This window comes from Burkholderia pyrrocinia (assembly GCF_018417535.1).
Lineage (GTDB): Bacteria > Pseudomonadota > Gammaproteobacteria > Burkholderiales > Burkholderiaceae > Burkholderia > Burkholderia pyrrocinia_E.
Map to the genome: position 1 here is coordinate 1 of NZ_CP070978.1, position 15258 is coordinate 15258.

At 68.0% G+C, this 15258-nt stretch carries 17 protein-coding genes; 7 read left to right on the forward strand and 10 right to left on the reverse strand.

Translation table 11 applies throughout. The features are described 5' to 3' along the window. The first annotated feature begins 43 nt into the window (after positions 1-43). Positions 44-694: a GTP cyclohydrolase II gene (gene ribA / locus JYG32_RS18170; protein ID WP_114179492.1), complete on the forward strand. Its 651-nt coding sequence runs from the start codon at positions 44-46 to the stop codon at positions 692-694. Positions 695-847: 153 nt separating this feature from the next. Next, positions 848-1414: a GNAT family N-acetyltransferase gene (locus JYG32_RS18175; protein WP_213266425.1), complete on the forward strand. Its 567-nt coding sequence runs from the start codon at positions 848-850 to the stop codon at positions 1412-1414. 21 nt (positions 1415-1435) lie between these two features. Here the strand turns inward: JYG32_RS18175 and JYG32_RS18180 are convergent, their stop codons facing one another. Next, the gene (locus JYG32_RS18180; RefSeq protein ID WP_213266426.1) at positions 1436-1822 is read right to left on the reverse strand and encodes a VOC family protein; all 387 of its coding nucleotides are present in this window, start codon (positions 1820-1822) and stop codon (positions 1436-1438) included. A 292-nt stretch (positions 1823-2114) separates the two neighbouring features. On the opposite strand from JYG32_RS18180, the gene JYG32_RS18185 reads away from it, so the two are divergent. Next, on the forward strand, positions 2115-2405 hold the full coding sequence (locus tag JYG32_RS18185; protein ID WP_213266427.1) for a hypothetical protein: 291 nt from the start codon (positions 2115-2117) through the stop codon (positions 2403-2405). A gap of 202 nt (positions 2406-2607) precedes the next feature. Here the strand turns inward: JYG32_RS18185 and JYG32_RS18190 are convergent, their stop codons facing one another. From JYG32_RS18190 to JYG32_RS18200, 3 genes are all read right to left on the reverse strand, one after another. Continuing rightward, positions 2608-3372 (reverse strand): hypothetical protein, encoded by a 765-nt coding sequence (locus JYG32_RS18190; RefSeq protein WP_174380589.1) that lies wholly within the window; start codon positions 3370-3372, stop codon positions 2608-2610. Between the two features lie 51 nt (positions 3373-3423). Further along, on the reverse strand, positions 3424-4032 hold the full coding sequence (locus tag JYG32_RS18195) for an acyl-homoserine-lactone synthase (protein ID WP_174380588.1): 609 nt from the start codon (positions 4030-4032) through the stop codon (positions 3424-3426). Between the two features lie 213 nt (positions 4033-4245). Further along, entirely contained in the window at positions 4246-4689 is a 444-nt protein-coding gene (locus tag JYG32_RS18200; RefSeq protein ID WP_213266428.1) for a DUF4902 domain-containing protein, read from the reverse strand. Positions 4690-4762: 73 nt separating this feature from the next. On the opposite strand from JYG32_RS18200, the gene JYG32_RS18205 reads away from it, so the two are divergent. Continuing rightward, a complete protein-coding gene (locus JYG32_RS18205) occupies positions 4763-5482 on the forward strand; it encodes an autoinducer binding domain-containing protein (protein ID WP_213266429.1) in 720 nt (239 codons plus the stop codon). 42 nt (positions 5483-5524) lie between these two features. Here JYG32_RS18205 and JYG32_RS18210 read toward each other — a convergent pair whose 3' ends face one another. The 5 genes from JYG32_RS18210 to JYG32_RS18230 all read right to left on the reverse strand — a co-directional run bounded on the left by JYG32_RS18210 (position 5525) and on the right by JYG32_RS18230 (position 11463). Continuing rightward, positions 5525-6232, reverse strand: coding sequence for an MgtC/SapB family protein (locus JYG32_RS18210; protein WP_126369164.1), 708 nt, complete (start codon positions 6230-6232; stop codon positions 5525-5527). Between the two features lie 310 nt (positions 6233-6542). Then, positions 6543-8087: a TolC family protein gene (locus tag JYG32_RS18215; RefSeq protein WP_213266430.1), complete on the reverse strand. Its 1545-nt coding sequence runs from the start codon at positions 8085-8087 to the stop codon at positions 6543-6545. Further along, the gene (locus JYG32_RS18220) at positions 8074-10143 is read right to left on the reverse strand and encodes an FUSC family protein (RefSeq protein ID WP_213266431.1); all 2070 of its coding nucleotides are present in this window, start codon (positions 10141-10143) and stop codon (positions 8074-8076) included. Before JYG32_RS18220 ends, JYG32_RS18215 begins: the two co-directional genes overlap by 14 nt. Further along, positions 10124-11173, reverse strand: a complete 1050-nt coding sequence (gene mdtN, locus JYG32_RS18225; RefSeq protein ID WP_213266432.1) for a multidrug transporter subunit MdtN — start codon at positions 11171-11173, stop codon at positions 10124-10126. The genes JYG32_RS18220 and mdtN overlap by 20 nt, the downstream gene beginning before the upstream one ends. Then, entirely contained in the window at positions 11170-11463 is a 294-nt protein-coding gene (locus JYG32_RS18230) for a hypothetical protein (protein ID WP_012339766.1), read from the reverse strand. The genes mdtN and JYG32_RS18230 overlap by 4 nt, the downstream gene beginning before the upstream one ends. Before the next feature lie 504 nt (positions 11464-11967). Between JYG32_RS18230 and JYG32_RS18235 the strand changes: the two genes are divergently transcribed. Then, complete coding sequence (locus JYG32_RS18235) at positions 11968-13116, forward strand: metallophosphoesterase (protein ID WP_174381757.1); 1149 nt, start codon at positions 11968-11970, stop codon at positions 13114-13116. Between the two features lie 7 nt (positions 13117-13123). Here JYG32_RS18235 and JYG32_RS18240 read toward each other — a convergent pair whose 3' ends face one another. Further along, positions 13124-13711 (reverse strand): malonic semialdehyde reductase, encoded by a 588-nt coding sequence (locus JYG32_RS18240; RefSeq protein ID WP_174381756.1) that lies wholly within the window; start codon positions 13709-13711, stop codon positions 13124-13126. Between the two features lie 271 nt (positions 13712-13982). Between JYG32_RS18240 and JYG32_RS18245 the strand changes: the two genes are divergently transcribed. Further along, a complete protein-coding gene (locus tag JYG32_RS18245) occupies positions 13983-14588 on the forward strand; it encodes an alpha-ketoglutarate-dependent dioxygenase AlkB family protein (protein ID WP_174381755.1) in 606 nt (201 codons plus the stop codon). Positions 14589-14929: 341 nt separating this feature from the next. After that, complete coding sequence (locus JYG32_RS18250) at positions 14930-15136, forward strand: hypothetical protein (RefSeq protein ID WP_059585120.1); 207 nt, start codon at positions 14930-14932, stop codon at positions 15134-15136. Positions 15137-15258: the final 122 nt, after the last annotated feature.

A 15258-nucleotide genomic window follows, 5' to 3' on the forward strand; every position in this document is an offset into this window, starting at 1 on the left:
TATCCACACAACTCCTATATTCCTGAACGTTTCGATTGAATTCATGATGTCTTCGCGTCCCCAATCGCCCACGCCGGGCAACGGCCAGGCCGACGAGTGCGTGACGCTCGTCGCCACCGCGTCGCTGCCCACGCGCTACGGTACGTTCACGTCATACGCATTCCGCGTATCGGGCAGCGATGCCGAACATCTCGCGCTCGTGATGGGCGACGTGACCGGCGAGCAGTCCGTGCTGACGCGGCTGCATTCCGAATGCCTGACCGGCGACGTGTTCGGCTCGTACCGCTGCGATTGCGGCGAGCAACTCGATCTTGCATTGCGCTACATCGCCGCCGAAGACCGCGGCGTGCTGCTGTATCTGCGCGGCCATGAGGGGCGCGGGATCGGCCTGAGCAACAAGATCCGCGCATACGCGCTGCAGGAGCAGGGGCGCGACACCGTCGAGGCGAATCTCGACCTCGGCCTGCCCGACGACGCCCGCGAATACGACTCGGCCGCCGCGATTCTCCGGATTCTCGGCGTCACGTCGGTGCGCCTGATGAGCAACAACCCGAAGAAGTTCGATACGCTCGCGAAGCACGGGATTCCCGTCTGTGAACGTGTGGCGCTCGCGGTACCCGTGCGCGAGGAAAACGAGCGTTATATCCGCACGAAGCAGACGAAGTTCGGGCATTACTTCGAGGAAAACGAGTAATCACAGCGGGAGCACTGGCGCCCGTTTCTCGCTGTTTGTTCTTCCGATCATCGTCGGCCGACGCGGCGATCGCGATTTTCCCTTCATCCGTTCTGCATCCGGGTTCGCGACGTTACCTGCGTCGCGCCGCCGCCCGTACGATCCGTATCACTCATGACCACGCCATCGAGGATCGAAACCGAACGCCTGGCGCTGCGTCGCTGGCGACCGGCTGACGCGGGCGCGCTTTCGGCGATGCATGCGCATCCGGACGTGACCGCGTGGCTCGCGCGCGGCCCGATGTCCGTCGATGAGGCGAGCGACGTCATCGCGCGCTTCGAAGCGCATTTCGATGCATACGGTTTCGGCGCGTGGGCGGTCGAGCGTCGCGCCGATGCAATGCTGATCGGGCTCTGCGGCCTGTCGCACGAAGCGCGCGCAACGCATCCGATGGCACCGTGCGTCGAGATCATGTGGCGGCAGGCGCGTCACGCATGGGGGCATGGCTACGTTGCCGAAGCGGCGGCCGCGGCATGGGTCGACGGATTCGACCGGATAGGGCTTGGCGAGATCTTCGCGTGGACGGCCGACACCAACCTGCGATCGCAACACGTGATGCAGCGGCTCGGCATGCAGCACCGATCCGCGCGCGATTTCGATCATCCCGCGTTGCCGGAAGGGCATGCTCTGCGGTGGCACGTCGTGTATGTCGCGCACCCCGGCGGCAATGCCGGCGCGTAACGGCTCACGTGCGCATGCCTGTCAGCGCCATGCGGCGTTCTGCAGCACGATCCGGTAGCCGTCGGCATCCTCGAATGTCTGGCCTGATATTTCCCAGTACGGATTGAACGACGTCACGGGCATGAAGCCGTGCGCGGCCGCGCGCTCGCACGCGGCTTCCCATGCCGGACGATTGGGCAGGTAGAACACGATCAGGTCTTCAGGCGTCGGGGACGGCGCGATCGGATGGTCCGGACAGTGCGTGAATTCGAAGTGGTAGTCGAGTCCTTCGCGTCCGAGGATCACGCCGGAAAAGCCGTCGTGATCCTCGAAGCGCGCGAGTACCGACAATTCGAGGGCGTCGCGATACATGCGCTCGGTTCTGGCGAGGTTGCCAACCGGGCGGGCAATGCGCAGATGGGCGTGCAAGATGGACTCGGCGGAGAGTGGCGGGCCGGCCAATGATAAGCCGGCCGAACCGGATTGCGCGAGGCAAGGGGATCGTGTTTCAGCCCATACTTGCCGTATCAGCCGATATGGATTCGTTATGGCCAAACGAACCGCCGAACCTCATCTCGCGAAAGAAAAAACATGATGCTTCAGATCGAGTGCGCGAACCCCGTCGCTGCGGCTGCTCGTCCGGAAAACTTTCGAATCCCTGCCTTCGACGGAGCCTGCCGGCCGACGTGCGGATGCGCGCATGCCGTACGGGAGGTGAGGAATGGATAAGCCCGACCTTCGTCGGCCGATTTCCGGACCTTATCGCCAGTCCCGCTGGGCGGCCGTGCTGGAGGTTGCCTTTGGGTGGGTGGCAAAGGGGACGATGGTGCTGGCCGGGCTGGCGGTGGTTGCGATGATGGGCCTGACGGGCGACCTGGGTGGTCTGTCGGACCTGCCGACGACCAGAAAGGGCTGGCTGTACCTGCTGCTGATACTTGTCGTGGCGGTCGCGCTGGTATTTGCGGTGCACCACTACTGGTTGCGCCCGACCGGTGCGCGTCCGGCAGGTTAACCGGGACGGAAGACGATGTGTCCCCGCAATTCGAGCAGGCAATAAAAAAGCCCGCTGCTTGAGCGGGCTGAATCCATGTTTGGAGACATGGAGGAGACAGACGTAAATTTAAGGGAAAACCCGGGGGTTGGCAAGCCCCCGTTGTATCGATGCAACTTGCTGCGGTACGGGTCGCCACGCGTCGACACGGCCCGTACCGCACTCACATGCCGCCAGCCCGCACGTGCGCCGCAAACGCGCCGAACCGCTCCTGCGCGACAGGCAGCGCGTACTTGTCGCGCATCTCCGTCTCGATCCACGCACAGGCCTCGCGCGCGCAGTCGGTCAGCGCATGCCGCGTCGCGTGTCCGTCGATGTCGTAGACGAACCGCACGCCGACCTCGTCGTCGGCAACCTGCCGCTCGAGCTGGTTGAGCTGCAGTTGCGGCCCGTGCTGTTGCGACAGCGCGCGCAGCTCGTCGAAGTGATATTCGAGCCAGTCCGCGAAGAACAGCGCGTCGCTGTGGCACGGCAGGCGGAAGGCCGCGCGGCGCGCCGCGCGCGGCCCGGCTTCGCCAGCCGCCACGTGTGGTTCGCTGTCCGCGGCGACGGACGCATCGACGGGTGCGAGCGGGTGCTGAATCCGCCGGTACGGTGCGTGGTCGCGCAGCGCATGCCACAGCAATTCGTCGCCGGCGGCGCCGGACGGCTGCATCGTCAGGTCGTGGCGGCCGTCGCCGGCCGGGGCGATGTCGCGGATCACGAGGCGCAGCGAGCACAGCGGTTCGTCCGCGACCAGCAGCGTCGCCGCGCGCGGCAGTCCGCAGACGAGCGGTGCGGCGCCGGCGGCACGAAACACGAGCCCGCGGCGGTCGAGCCGCACGAGCGGCAGCGGCTTGGGAAACGACGGATAGGCGACCGCGATGCGGGCGCCGTTGGCGCTCGTCAACCCGGGCATCATCGCGCGAAAGACCTGAGACTGGTCCACGTTGGTTCTCCTTCGTTACGATGCCGCCCGGACGGAAACGCGCGTTCCGGCTCAGGCGGCGATGGCTTGCCGGGCAGCCTGCCCCGGCTCGATTCCTAGCGCGGCAAACGTTTGCGCATCGATGTCGATCCAGCACGCGACCACCAGACGCCCATCCACCTGCTTCGGCGGGCCTGCGCGGTGCGCGTGTATGCCGATCCGGCGGAACAGCCGCTCCATGCTCGCGAATGTCACGCCGATCAACTGTCGCGCGCCAAGCTGCGCCGCGCATTCGACGACGGCCGCGAGCATCGGGCGCACGGCCCATTCGGCATTGCCGGGCCCGCCGTCGTCGTCCGTCGCCGCGAACCTCGACAGCTCCCAGACGGCCGCCGATTGCGGCAGCGGCATGTCTTCGGCGATCAGGTCGGCGAACAGCGACTTCAGCAGATACGGGCGCGTCGTGGGCAGCAGGCGCGCACATCCGCACATGTCGCCGCCGGCATTTCGCGCGAACACGTAGACGGTATCGTCGCGATCGAACTGGTCGCGCTCGAAGCTTTCGTTCGCCGACGGAAGTGCCCAACCGAGCTGTTCGACGAACACGCGGCGTCGATAGCGCCCGAGATCCGCTGCAAGTTCGTGTGGTAACCGCCCTTCCTCGTGAACGAAGGTCCGCATGGTGTCCTCGGATTTGTGCTTTTGTATGTGCGCATTACATCGCGCGGCACGAGGGGGCGGTAACTGGTAACTCTTACAGGTTGGCGGTGCAAAGACGCCATTCAGGACGTGGTAACGGTTTCTTCTTGATCGACGGGATTGAAAACCGGGCCGCTTTTGCTTATAAAGAGCGCCAGCATCGCGGAAATGGTCAGAGGAATGCGCGGCCAGTTGTCACTGGAGCGTCGGACCGGCATGATAGGCGTCGTAGCGACCGAGCAGGGCCGACGCGACCGCGGCGGGCCAGTCGATGCACGCGAGCCGCGCGGCAAGCGCGGCGGCCGTGCGGAACATGCCGATGTCGGTACCCTTGGCGTCGACGGCCATCACGTTGCTGCGGACGTCGCCGCCGGCGATCACGAACGTGCCCGTCGCACGTTCGAGGTACCAGTCCCAGCCGACCGTCACGTAAGGGGCGCCGGCACTGGCCGTGCGGTGCCATTCGGTATAGCCGGCGAGGCGCGCGTCGATCGCGTTGTCGCGCAGTTCGGCGAGCAGGGATGCATCGAGGCCGGTTGAGACATGGTCGAGTGCAAGCGCGGCCAGTGCGCCTCCTGACAGGCGCACGTAGCCGTCCGGAGACGGGCCGGGGACCGGGTGCAGCAAAGGTGAAGTCATGCGCGGAATGTAGCAGCCCCGAACAGGAGCTGGAACCTGACAAGTATGACAGCGTGACGTTGTCGGAGAACGAATGGAACTGCGCTGGCAGGATGCCTATCAACAATTCAGCGCCGCGGAAGACGAGCAGCAGCTCTTCCAGCGGATCGCCGCCTATTCCAGGCGGCTGGGATTCGAATATTGCTGTTACGGCATTCGCGTGCCGCTGCCGGTGTCGAAGCCGTCGGTAGCGATCTTCGATACCTATCCGGACGGCTGGATGGCGCACTACCAGGCGCGCAACTACATCGAGGTCGATTCGACGGTGCGCGACGGCGCACACAGCACCAACATGATCGTCTGGCCGGATGTCGACCGGATCGATCCGAGCCCGCTGTGGCAGGACGCGCGCGAATTCGGGTTGTCGGTGGGTGTCGCGCAGTCGAGCTGGGCGGCCCGCGGTGCGTTCGGGCTGCTGAGCATCGCGCGCCACGCCGACCGGCTGACGCCTGCCGAGATCAACATGCTGACGCTGCAGACGAACTGGCTCGCGAACCTGTCGCACTCGCTGATGAGCCGCTTCATGGTGCCGAAGCTGTCGCCCGCGGCGGGCGTCACGCTGACCGCGCGGGAGCGCGAGGTGCTGTGCTGGACGGCCGAAGGCAAGACCGCATGCGAAATCGGCCAGATCCTCAGCATCTCGGAGCGGACGGTTAACTTCCACGTCAACAACATCCTCGAGAAGCTCGGCGCGACTAACAAGGTCCAGGCGGTCGTCAAGGCGATCTCGGCCGGGCTCATCGAGGCATCCTGACGCAGGCGAGGGCGGCGGCGAATACGGCTGTCGCCGTGCCGCTCACTCCATCAGCGGTTCCGCTTCCTTCGCGGTCCAGCTCACGCTGGAAATGCTCTTCTCCATGCTCATCCGGCTCGCGATCTGCTCGAGCTTCTGCTGATCCTTCGGATGCAGCTTCAGCGTCGCGGTCACTTTCAGCCGGTCCGGCTGGTCGGGCACGTCTTCGCTCGTCAGGCTCTGGAACGACAGCGGCTTCGCGTACATCGCGTTCGACAGCAGCGTGCGGATGTGCACTTCGTCGGCGGCCAGGCAGATCACGGTGATCTGGTATTCGCGCACGAGGTCGGCGTTCGACACGGGCGTCGCGTTGATCGCCTGGCTGACGCCGCGCAGCACCGTGTTGGTGAGCAGCACGACGCCCGTGCCGGCGAGCGCGGGCACGTAATGGCCGGAGCCGGCCAGCACGCCGACGGCGGCCGAGCACCACAGCGTCGCGGCCGTGTTGATGCCCTGGATCGAGCCCTTGTCGCGCATGATCACGCCGCCGCCGAGAAAGCCGACGCCCGACACGACGTACGCGGCGATCTGCGTGACGCCGGCGACGCCGTTGCCGGTCAGCACGCCGAGCGTGACGAACAGACACGCGCCGCTCGCGACGAGCGTGATCGTGCGCAGGCCGGCCGTGCGCTGGCGCATCTGGCGCTCGAGGCCAATGGCGACGCCGCAGGCGAACGCGGTGAAAAGACGGAGTGCGAAATCGAAAGTCATGGTTGTCCTGCCGTGCAAGGAGCGCATGCCGGCTCGCATCGCCGCGGCGCAATGCCGAAGGCGACGCGACGATAGCCGTCATCGCGCGGTACTGTACCGCGCGTATGCGTCATTCAGTGTGAAACGGGTAGGCGTGCGGGCTCGCGGAACGCGAGCCGGGGCAGGAGAGAACTGCGTCGGACAGGCGTTCAGGCGGCAAGCGGCGCACGCAACGGAGTGCTGCAACTGTCCACGATGGTTCCTGAAGGAAGAATGGGCGGCATTCTAGTGGGCGGCGTGCGCATGCGTCAACCGCCCGGCGGCGGTTGCGCTACTGCGCGGAGCCGATCGTCCCGGTCGCGAGCGCGAGTGCGGCAGCCGCCGACAGCGCACCGGCGTAGCTGTCGACCTCCGCGTTCCGCGCCGCGAGCAGCTGGCTTTGCGCGATCGTCGCGTCGGTGACCGAGCCGACGCCGTTCCGGTACGCGGTCAGCGCCGCATCGTAGCTCGTCTGCGCGGCATCGACGAGCGCCGTCGCGGCGTCGTGCGACGCGAGGCTCGTCTGTACCGCGTTCTGCGCGGCAACGACCTGGCGGACGGCTTCCTCCTTGGTCCGCGTGAGACGCGCGGATGCGCTTTGAGCATCGTTGCGCGCCTGCATCAGCACGGCCGAGCGCAGGCCGCCGTCGTACAGCGGGATCGTCACGCCGAGGAACACGCCGCCGCCGTAGCGGCTGCCGTTCAGGTTGACGGTCGGCGCCTGGTCGCCGATCGCGGGCAGTGCGGTGATGGCCGTGCCGCCGCTTGCATACGACGTCGAAGCGGACAGGAAGATCTTCGGCATGAACGCGGCTTCGGCGGCCTTGATCTTCGCGCGATTGGCCTTTTCGAGCGCAAACGCGCCCTGCAGGTCGGGGCGGCGCGCGATCGCGTCCGACACGATCGCGTCGACCGACGAACCGAGCGCGGGCGGCAGCGGCCGTTTCGGCAGCGCGGCGATCGTCGGCTTCGACAGCGGCGAGATGCCGAGCGCGGAGACGAGGGCGAGGTAGCTGTCGCTTTCCGTGCCGCTCGCCTGCACGAGCGCGAGGTTCGCCTGCGCACGGTTCTGCGTCGCCTGCGCAAGCTCGACGACCGTGCCGACGCCATGCTTGAGCCGCGCGCGGGACGCCGCGAGGATCGCGTCCGCGTTCGCGAGGCCCTGCTGCGCGCTGAGTGCGCGCGAGCGCGCGGCTTCGTACCGGTAGTACCCGACGGTCACGTCGTGGATCACTTGCTGGTGCACGGCCGTGAACGCGACGTTCGACGCGATCGACGCTTGTTCGGCCGCTTCGACGCGCGCTGCGCGGCCGCCGAAATCGAACAGCAGCCATTGCAGCGACAGCGCCGAGATCGTGCCGTGCACGGTCGTGTCGCTCGACGAGTCGCCGAGTATCGTCGATGTCGAGCCGTGGTTCGCCTGATACGCGCCCATGGCCGTTGCGGACAGCTTCGGCAGGTAGGCGGATTTCGCGATGCCGACCGCGAGCGCCGCATTGCGCGCGTCGTTCCATGCGATGCGCGTCAGCGGGTTCGCCGATTCGGCGAGGTCGATCAGTTCGGGCAGCGTGTACGCATGCGCGGCATCGAGCGCGGCAGGCGACGGTACCGACGCGAGCGCGGGCGTGGCCGGTAGCGTGTAGTCGTGCGCGCCTTGCGCGTTCGCGCGCGGCGGTGCGGACACGATGTCGCCCGCGGCCGATGTCTGCGGCTGCCACGGGCGGTTGGACGCCTCCGGCGCCAGATCGATCGACGACGTCGCGCAGCCGGCCAGCGCGACGGCGGTCGCGAGGGCGGCGGCGGCGATCGGGGCGGCCGGCGGTTCAGGTAGGCGCATGGGGGACAGGCTCCTTCGGTGTGGCTTGACGGGCGGCGTCGGCAATGTGCGCGAGCCGCGAGTCGATCAGGTTCAGCAGCGCGTCGCGTGCGGGATCGGTGGGGGCAGCGGGGGCGGCGTTCGGCGGCGGGGCCGGCGGCGCGGGGGCATCCGTTCGAGGCGCGGCTTCGTCGTCGCGCAGGTCGACCACGCGTGCGAGCCGCGCGCCGATCGCCGCGTCGCCCGGTGCGCGTTCGGCGAGCAGGAACAGCGGGCCTTCGAGCGCGCCGAGTTCCGCGAGTGCGCGCCGCCGCGCGGCGAGCCACGTGGCGGCCGGCCGCACCCACGACGGTTCGTAATGGATCAGGCCGAGCTCCTGCGAGATCGCGCCGTGGCTTGCGAATGCTTCGGCGGCCAGTGCGCGCCGCTCGGCAGGCTGTGCGATCTGCGCGAGGCGCCGCCACTGGTCGAGCAGCGCCGCGAGCGCCGTGTCGATCTGCTTGCCGATGCTGACGGGCCAGATGCGGGTGAACACGAGATACACGACCACGTTGCCGAGCAGGATGCCGATCGTGCGATCGCGCGCGAGCGTCAGGTCGAAGCCGGGGCCCGCGCCCTGGATCACGCACAGGAAGAACGCGAATGCGACCTGGAAGCCCGCGTAGGCGATGCGCGGCGACCCGAACGCGACCCACGCGGCGAGCCACGCGCCGGCAAACACGAGCGCCATCAGCTCGCCGATCGACGACAGCGACGGCACGACGAACACGAGCGCGGCCGTACCGATCAGCGCACCGACGATGCAGCCGGCGATGCGCAGCGTGAGCTTCTCGACCGTTTCGGCCGTCGAGCCGAGCGACACCATGTAGCAGGTGATGAAGCAGGTGTGGATGCCCGACCAGTCGAGCTGCGAGTACAGCAGGTAGCAGAACATCGCGGCGACCGTCGTTTTCAGCGCATAGCGGATGTGGTCTGGGTTGGTGCGTGCGTCGGGCAGGAAGAAGCCGCCGCGCGGGGCGGGCGGCGCAGGCGGTGCGGCGGGTTCGGCCGGCACGTCGGCGGCGTGCTCGCGCGCCGTATCGGCCGATGCGGCGGTCGCGGCCGGTTCCGCGAAGTGCGTGATCGCCGTGTGCAGATCCGTTGCGACGACGCGCGCGAGCGGCGGCAGCGTATCGGCTGCCGGCAGCGCGAGCGTCACGTCGACCGGATAGCCGCCGTGTTCGAGGATGGCGGCCATGTCGTCGAGCGTCGTGGCAATCGGCTCGACAAGCGTGCCGGGTAACCGTGCGTCCGGTTCGCGGTCGGCGAGCGCGACCGCGACGAGCAGCGCGGTGCTCGATGCGATGGCCTGCCGCAGCGCGACGACGTCGGCGGCCGCCGACGAGCCTTCGAGCTTCGACAGCTTGAGCCACGTGAGCAATTGCTTGTCGCCTTCGCGCAGGCTCGCGTCGAACGCGGCGCGCGCGTCGCCGCTGTCATCGCCGTGCAGCCGCCGCGCAGCGAGCCGCAGCCGCTTCGCGAGTTGCGCTTGCGCGAGCTTGCGCGGCGACGGCGCGATCAGCAGGTTGACGACGATCGCGACGCCGACCGGGATCGCGACCATCAGCCATGCATAGAGCAGCGCGCGCGTCGCGGCTTCGCCGAACGGCGCCAGGCCGAGCTGGTCGAGCCCGAAGCCGACGATCATCGCGAGGATCGCGCCGACCGGGCGCAGCTTGCTCGCCGAGGTCAGGTAGAGCAGGCCGACCGACAGCACGGCCATGCACGCGACGCGGAGAATCGAATAGTCGATGCTGAAGATCGCGACGCCCATCACGAGCGCGATCACGACCGTGACGAGCAGCAGCATCGCGATCGCGAGCACGACGCTCGTCACGCGGTCGGCGCGGTTCAGGAAGAACACGACGTACACGGAGATCGCGGCCTCCGGCGTGCCGTACCCGCTCGTCACGAGCACGACCAGCGCGCAGATCAGCGCGACGCGCACGGCCATCAACGCGCGCCCCGGAAACGGCGCGAGCAGTCGCAGGACTTCGCGCGGGCCCGGCGAGCGGACGTCAGCGGCAGGCTGAACCATGCCGGACCTCGACGATCGCGCTCGCGCCGACGCGCACGAGCTTGCCGTCGGGTTCGTCGAGCTTCACGCGCACCGGGAAGCGCTGCGCGACGTGCACCCAGTTCACTGAATTCTGCACGATCGGCAACGAGCGCGGCAGGTTGATGCGAGCGCTGTCCGCGATGCCCGCGCCGATGCCGACGACCTTGCCCGTCATCGGGCGGCTGCGGTCGATCATCGAATAGACGGTCGCGCAGTCGCCGACCTCGATGCGATTCAGCGACGTCTCGCGGAAATTGCTGACGGCGAACCATTCGCTCGCGTCGATCAGCGTGAAGATCGACTGGTTCGGCGCGAGGGTTTCGCCGGCGAGCACCGTCAGGCCCGTCACGAGCCCGTTGTGCGGCGCGCGCACGACCGTATCGTCGAGCGCGTGCTGCGCGCGGGCCAGCGCGGCCTCGCGCGCATGCAGCGTCGCGATCGCGTCGGCGTCGTCGCCGATCGTCTGCGCGGACGCGCGCTGCTGTTCCTGCGCCTGCGCGAGCGACACGGCCGCGTCGCGCTGGCGGACCTTTGCCTGGTCGAACTGCTGGGCGCTGACATAGCCTTGCGCGGCGAGCGGTGCGAGCCGGTTCACGTCGCGCGTCGCGAGGTCGGCGTTCTGCGTCGCGCGCTTGACCTGCTCGGCGGCGACTGCCGCGTTCGAGTGCTCGCCGATCAGCGAACGGCGGCGCGTGTCGAGCGATGCGCGCGCGAGCTCGAGATCGGCCTGCGCCTGCGCGACCGACAGCCGGTACGGCACGGGATCGATTTCATACAGCAGGTCGCCTTTCGCGACGCGCTGGTTTTCATGCACCGCGAGCCGCACGATGCGCCCGCCGACAGGCGACGCGACGTGCACGATATCCGCGTCGATCGACGCGTCGTCGGTGGACGGGTAGGCCGTCGTGCGGTGGTACGCGTACGCGAGCGCGGCGATGCCGAGCGCGACGATTGCAAGCGCGATCACCCGGCCTTTCATGGAGGGGCGGGCGGTTCCGGCGGCCTTCATGCGAACGGCCCCGTGCCGGTGAGCCAGACGATCACGGCGACCACGAGCCCGATCGCGGTGCAGACGGCAAGCTGGTAAGGGACCGTGGCGGCCCAGCCGGTCGCGACGAACACGCGGTGCGCGACGATCGCGCCGACGATGCCGACGATCGCGCTGACGAGCCAGAGCGGGAAATACGCGCCGAACAGGACGTACGACGGTGCGCCGCGCGATGCGCAGCCCGCGAGCGGCAGGGCTGGCGCCAGGACGGCGGCGACGCGCAGGGGCGCGCGCGGCGTTGTTTTTCTCATGATGTGACGAGCTCGACGATGGGGGGGATGCCGGGCGCGGCGCAATGCGGTGCGTCGCCGCGACGACGATTCCGCGATACGGAGCCGATAATAAAGCAGCACGATGCGGACCGCCAGCCGTCCGTCCCGCCTGCGCGACAAGCCCCGCGGCTCGCTGTGCAAGACCGGGCGTTCACGTCGGCCCGTCCGGCAGCGCGTTTCGGTAGCGGCGGCCGTATCGCCGCGATTCTGCCAGCGTAAGCTCGTGTAGGGTTGCTAACGGACTGTAAACGATCGTCAGACGAAAGAAGGCTGGCTGCATTTGCGATGCTGGCGCGTCGGAATCGGTGTGGAAACGGTCGATTACCACGCGAAGCCGCGCGAGACTCCACCGACGGCCGCGCCCGATCGTCGTGGCCGGTATCTGTGTACCATCGTGCGTATGGCGCGAAGCGCGGCACGGGGCGTCACCGCCTCGTGCGACGCGCGTCGCGGATGCCGTATCGCAACGAAGGTGAGCGCTCCATGCGAAGTTTCTTTGTCCGGTTCATTGCAATCGGCGTGCTGTTCCATCTGTATGTCGGGATGCGGATCATTCCCGACGCGTTCGCGTCGACGGTCGCGCGCACGATCGCGGCGCTCGTGCTGGCGAGCTTCGTCGTGCTGATTCCGGTCGGCATGTTCTCGCGCCGCTTCGACGAAGGCTGGGCCGCGACGCTGGCCGGCTGGGCCGGCTCGCTCGTGATGGGCTTCTTTTCGTCGCTGCTCGCGCTGACGTTCCTGCGCGAATTCGTGCTGCTCGGCGTGTTCGCGTGGCGGCATCTCGGGCACGACGGCGCGTGGAGCGGCGCCGCGGCCGACACGGCGCTCGGCGTGCTGGCGGCCGCGGTGCTCGTCACCGCGATCGGGTTTGTCGGCGCGCGCCGCACGGCGGCGGTCAAGCGCGTGTCGATTCCGGTCGCGGGGCTGCCGGCCGCGCTCGACGGGCTGACGATCGTGCAACTGTCCGACATCCACGTCGGGCCGACGATCAAGCGGCCCTATATCGAACGGATCGTGCGCGCGGTCAATGCGCTTGACGCCGATCTCGTCGTCGTGACGGGCGACGTGGTCGACGGCTCGGTCAAGCGCCTGCGCGAACACACCGCGCCGCTCGGCCGCATGCAGTCGCGGCACGGCAGCTTTCTCGTGACGGGCAACCATGAGTATTACGCGGGTGCGCATGCGTGGATCGACGAATTCCGGCGCATCGGGCTGACGGTGCTGCTGAACGAGCACGTGCTGATCGAGCACGACGGCGCGCGCGCGGTGCTCGCCGGCGTGACCGACTTCACGGCGGGCGGGTTCGATCCCGCGCATCGCAGCGATCCCGAGCAGGCGCTGGCCGGCGCGCCGCGCGACGTCGGCGCGAAGATCCTGCTCGCGCACCAGCCGCGCAGCGCGGAAGCGGCGAACCGCGCGGGTTTTACCGTGCAGTTGTCGGGGCATACGCACGGCGGCCAGTTCCTGCCGTGGCCGCCGTTCGTGCGCATGCAGCAGCCGGTGATCGGCGGGCTGAGCCGCTTCGGCGATCTGTGGCTTTATACGAGCCGCGGCACCGGATACTGGGGGCCGCCGAACCGCTTCGGCGTGCCGTCCGAAATCACGCTGATCCGGCTGACGCGCGGCGGCTAGCGAGCCGTCACTCGATGCGGGCGATATCGTCGAAGTCGAAGCGCGGGCTGCGCGGGAACAGGCCGGCCGGATCGCCGTAGCCGAGATTCACGAGGAAATTGCTCTTGATCGTGGTGCCCGCGAAGAATGCGGCATCGACCTTCGCGCCGTCGAAGCCCGACATCGGGCCCGCGTCGAGGCCGAGCGCGCGTGCGGCGAGGATCAGGTACGCGCCTTGCAGCGACGCGTTGCGGAACGCGGTAGCCTCGATCAGCGCAGCGTTGCCAGCGAACCAGCTCCGCGCGTCGGCGTGCGGGAACAGGCGCGGCAGGTGCTCGTAGAACGCGAAATCCATGCCGACGATCACGGTAACGGGCGCGGCCATCGTCTTCGCGAGGTTGCCCTCGGACAACGCGGGCTTCAGGCGCGCCTTCGCTTCGGGCGACTTGACGAACACGAAGCGCGCGGGGCTCGAGTTCGCCGACGTCGGGCCGAATTTCGTCAGGTCGATCAACCGGTGCAGCAGCGCGTCGTCGACGGGCTTGTCCTGCCACGCGTTGTGCGTGCGCGCGGTGAGGAACAGTTGATCGAGGGCGGAATCGGAGAGCGTCGTCATGATGGGATCCGGAAAGAAAGCGGCCGGGTCGCGCCGGCGGGCATGGCGGAAGAAAGCGGCAGCCCTCGGCAGGGCGTACCGCGACACGCCGCGATGATAGCGTGATGCGCAAACGCGCATCGCGGTGCGCGGCGGTTTTCCTCGCGCGGCGAATGACAGCGCATGGCGGCGCGCGGCGCCGTTGGCTAGTATGCAGACATGCATGGCTCGTCCCGTTCATCGCCCCATCATCGCCCCATCATCGCCCCTTCATCGTCCGTTGATTCCCGACATGTCGACGCCCGATCTCTTCGCTGATACGCCCGTGCCCGACGTGGACTGGTACCCGGACTGGCTCGCGCAGCCCGACGCCGATCGCGCGCTGGCCGCGCTGATCGGCGAGGTCGCGTGGCAGCAGGACACGATCCGCACACCGCGCGGACGCATTCCGTTACCGAGGCTCACCGCGTGGCAGGGCGAACCGGATGCCGTTTACGTGTATTCGGGAATCCGCAACGTGCCGGCACCGTGGACGCCGGCCGTGCTCGACCTGAAGCACGCGGTCGAGGCGACGTGCGGCGCACACTTCAACAGCGTGCTGCTCAATCGCTACCGCAACGGGCAGGACAGCCTCGGCTGGCACGCGGACAACGAACCCGAACTCGGCGATGCGCCGGTGATCGCGTCGGTGAGCCTTGGTGCGATGCGCGTGTTCGATCTCCGCCATCGCGCGACCGGCGTCACGCATGCGTATCGCCTTGGACACGGCAGCCTGCTCGTGATGCGCGGGCGGACGCAGTCCGAGTGGCAGCATCGCGTGCCGAAGGCACCGAGCGTACAGGGCGAGCGCGTCAACCTGACATTCCGGCGCGTGATGCCGGCCGGTACGGGCCGGTAGCAACCGGTCGTCACCGGGCGCCCGAGTGGCCCGGTCATTCGCGCCCCGTTTTTTTCGACCCACGAACGACCGATGCAAGCAATCGGCCTGGCGTGCGGCACGTTGCCGCACGAACGCTGTACCGTGCGGCCTGAAGCGGCGCTGAGTCCCGTCCCATCTGGGTTTCAGGCATCTTCGATCGACCTCGGGGTTCCGATAGATGAGTGAAACCTCTGATGGTGCGTCGCAACAATCATTGACTAGACTGTCGAATGGATGAAACGCGTCGGTATACCGGCGCGACCTTTTGATATGCCCCGTGCGTTGCCGATGCAACGCGCAACGGGGCAGGAGCCCAACGCGTGACCGTATTCGACCCTTCCTTCGAACCCTCGCTGCACGTCTTTGAACAAGACGGCGGATGGCAATGGGCGCTGACGGTGAAGCGGGCGACCGGCGTCGGGGTGAAAGTCGTCGCATTCAGCCGGGAAGGCTTTCGCGGCGAAGCCGAGGCTTACGCCGCCGGCCAGCTTGCCCGCGCCGAGTATGACGCCGCCGTGACGGCCTGACGCCGTCGCGTCGATCCCGCCCGAGGATCGCCTTCACTGTCGTCCACCGCTCGTTGCCGGGCGGTTTTCCCCGATCGTTTCCCGCCTTCCGTCTGCCGCGATGCGCGCATCGCGCGACACCG

Excerpts from the sequence above, each read along its gene's own strand:
- ribA (WP_114179492.1), top strand. The coding sequence starts at position 44 with ATGATGTCTTCGCGTCCCCAATCGCCCACGCCGGGCAACGGCCAGGCC.
- JYG32_RS18175 (WP_213266425.1), top strand. The coding sequence starts at position 848 with ATGACCACGCCATCGAGGATCGAAACCGAACGCCTGGCGCTGCGTCGC.
- JYG32_RS18185 (WP_213266427.1), top strand. The coding sequence starts at position 2,115 with ATGGATAAGCCCGACCTTCGTCGGCCGATTTCCGGACCTTATCGCCAG.
- JYG32_RS18195 (WP_174380588.1), bottom strand. The coding sequence starts at position 4,032 with ATGCGGACCTTCGTTCACGAGGAAGGGCGGTTACCACACGAACTTGCA.
- JYG32_RS18200 (WP_213266428.1), bottom strand. The coding sequence starts at position 4,689 with ATGACTTCACCTTTGCTGCACCCGGTCCCCGGCCCGTCTCCGGACGGC.
- JYG32_RS18205 (WP_213266429.1), top strand. The coding sequence starts at position 4,763 with ATGGAACTGCGCTGGCAGGATGCCTATCAACAATTCAGCGCCGCGGAA.
- JYG32_RS18210 (WP_126369164.1), bottom strand. The coding sequence starts at position 6,232 with ATGACTTTCGATTTCGCACTCCGTCTTTTCACCGCGTTCGCCTGCGGC.
- JYG32_RS18215 (WP_213266430.1), bottom strand. The coding sequence starts at position 8,087 with ATGCGCCTACCTGAACCGCCGGCCGCCCCGATCGCCGCCGCCGCCCTC.
- JYG32_RS18220 (WP_213266431.1), bottom strand. The coding sequence starts at position 10,143 with ATGGTTCAGCCTGCCGCTGACGTCCGCTCGCCGGGCCCGCGCGAAGTC.
- mdtN (WP_213266432.1), bottom strand. The coding sequence starts at position 11,173 with ATGAAGGCCGCCGGAACCGCCCGCCCCTCCATGAAAGGCCGGGTGATC.
- JYG32_RS18230 (WP_012339766.1), bottom strand. The coding sequence starts at position 11,463 with ATGAGAAAAACAACGCCGCGCGCGCCCCTGCGCGTCGCCGCCGTCCTG.
- JYG32_RS18235 (WP_174381757.1), top strand. The coding sequence starts at position 11,968 with ATGCGAAGTTTCTTTGTCCGGTTCATTGCAATCGGCGTGCTGTTCCAT.
- JYG32_RS18240 (WP_174381756.1), bottom strand. The coding sequence starts at position 13,711 with ATGACGACGCTCTCCGATTCCGCCCTCGATCAACTGTTCCTCACCGCG.
- JYG32_RS18245 (WP_174381755.1), top strand. The coding sequence starts at position 13,983 with ATGTCGACGCCCGATCTCTTCGCTGATACGCCCGTGCCCGACGTGGAC.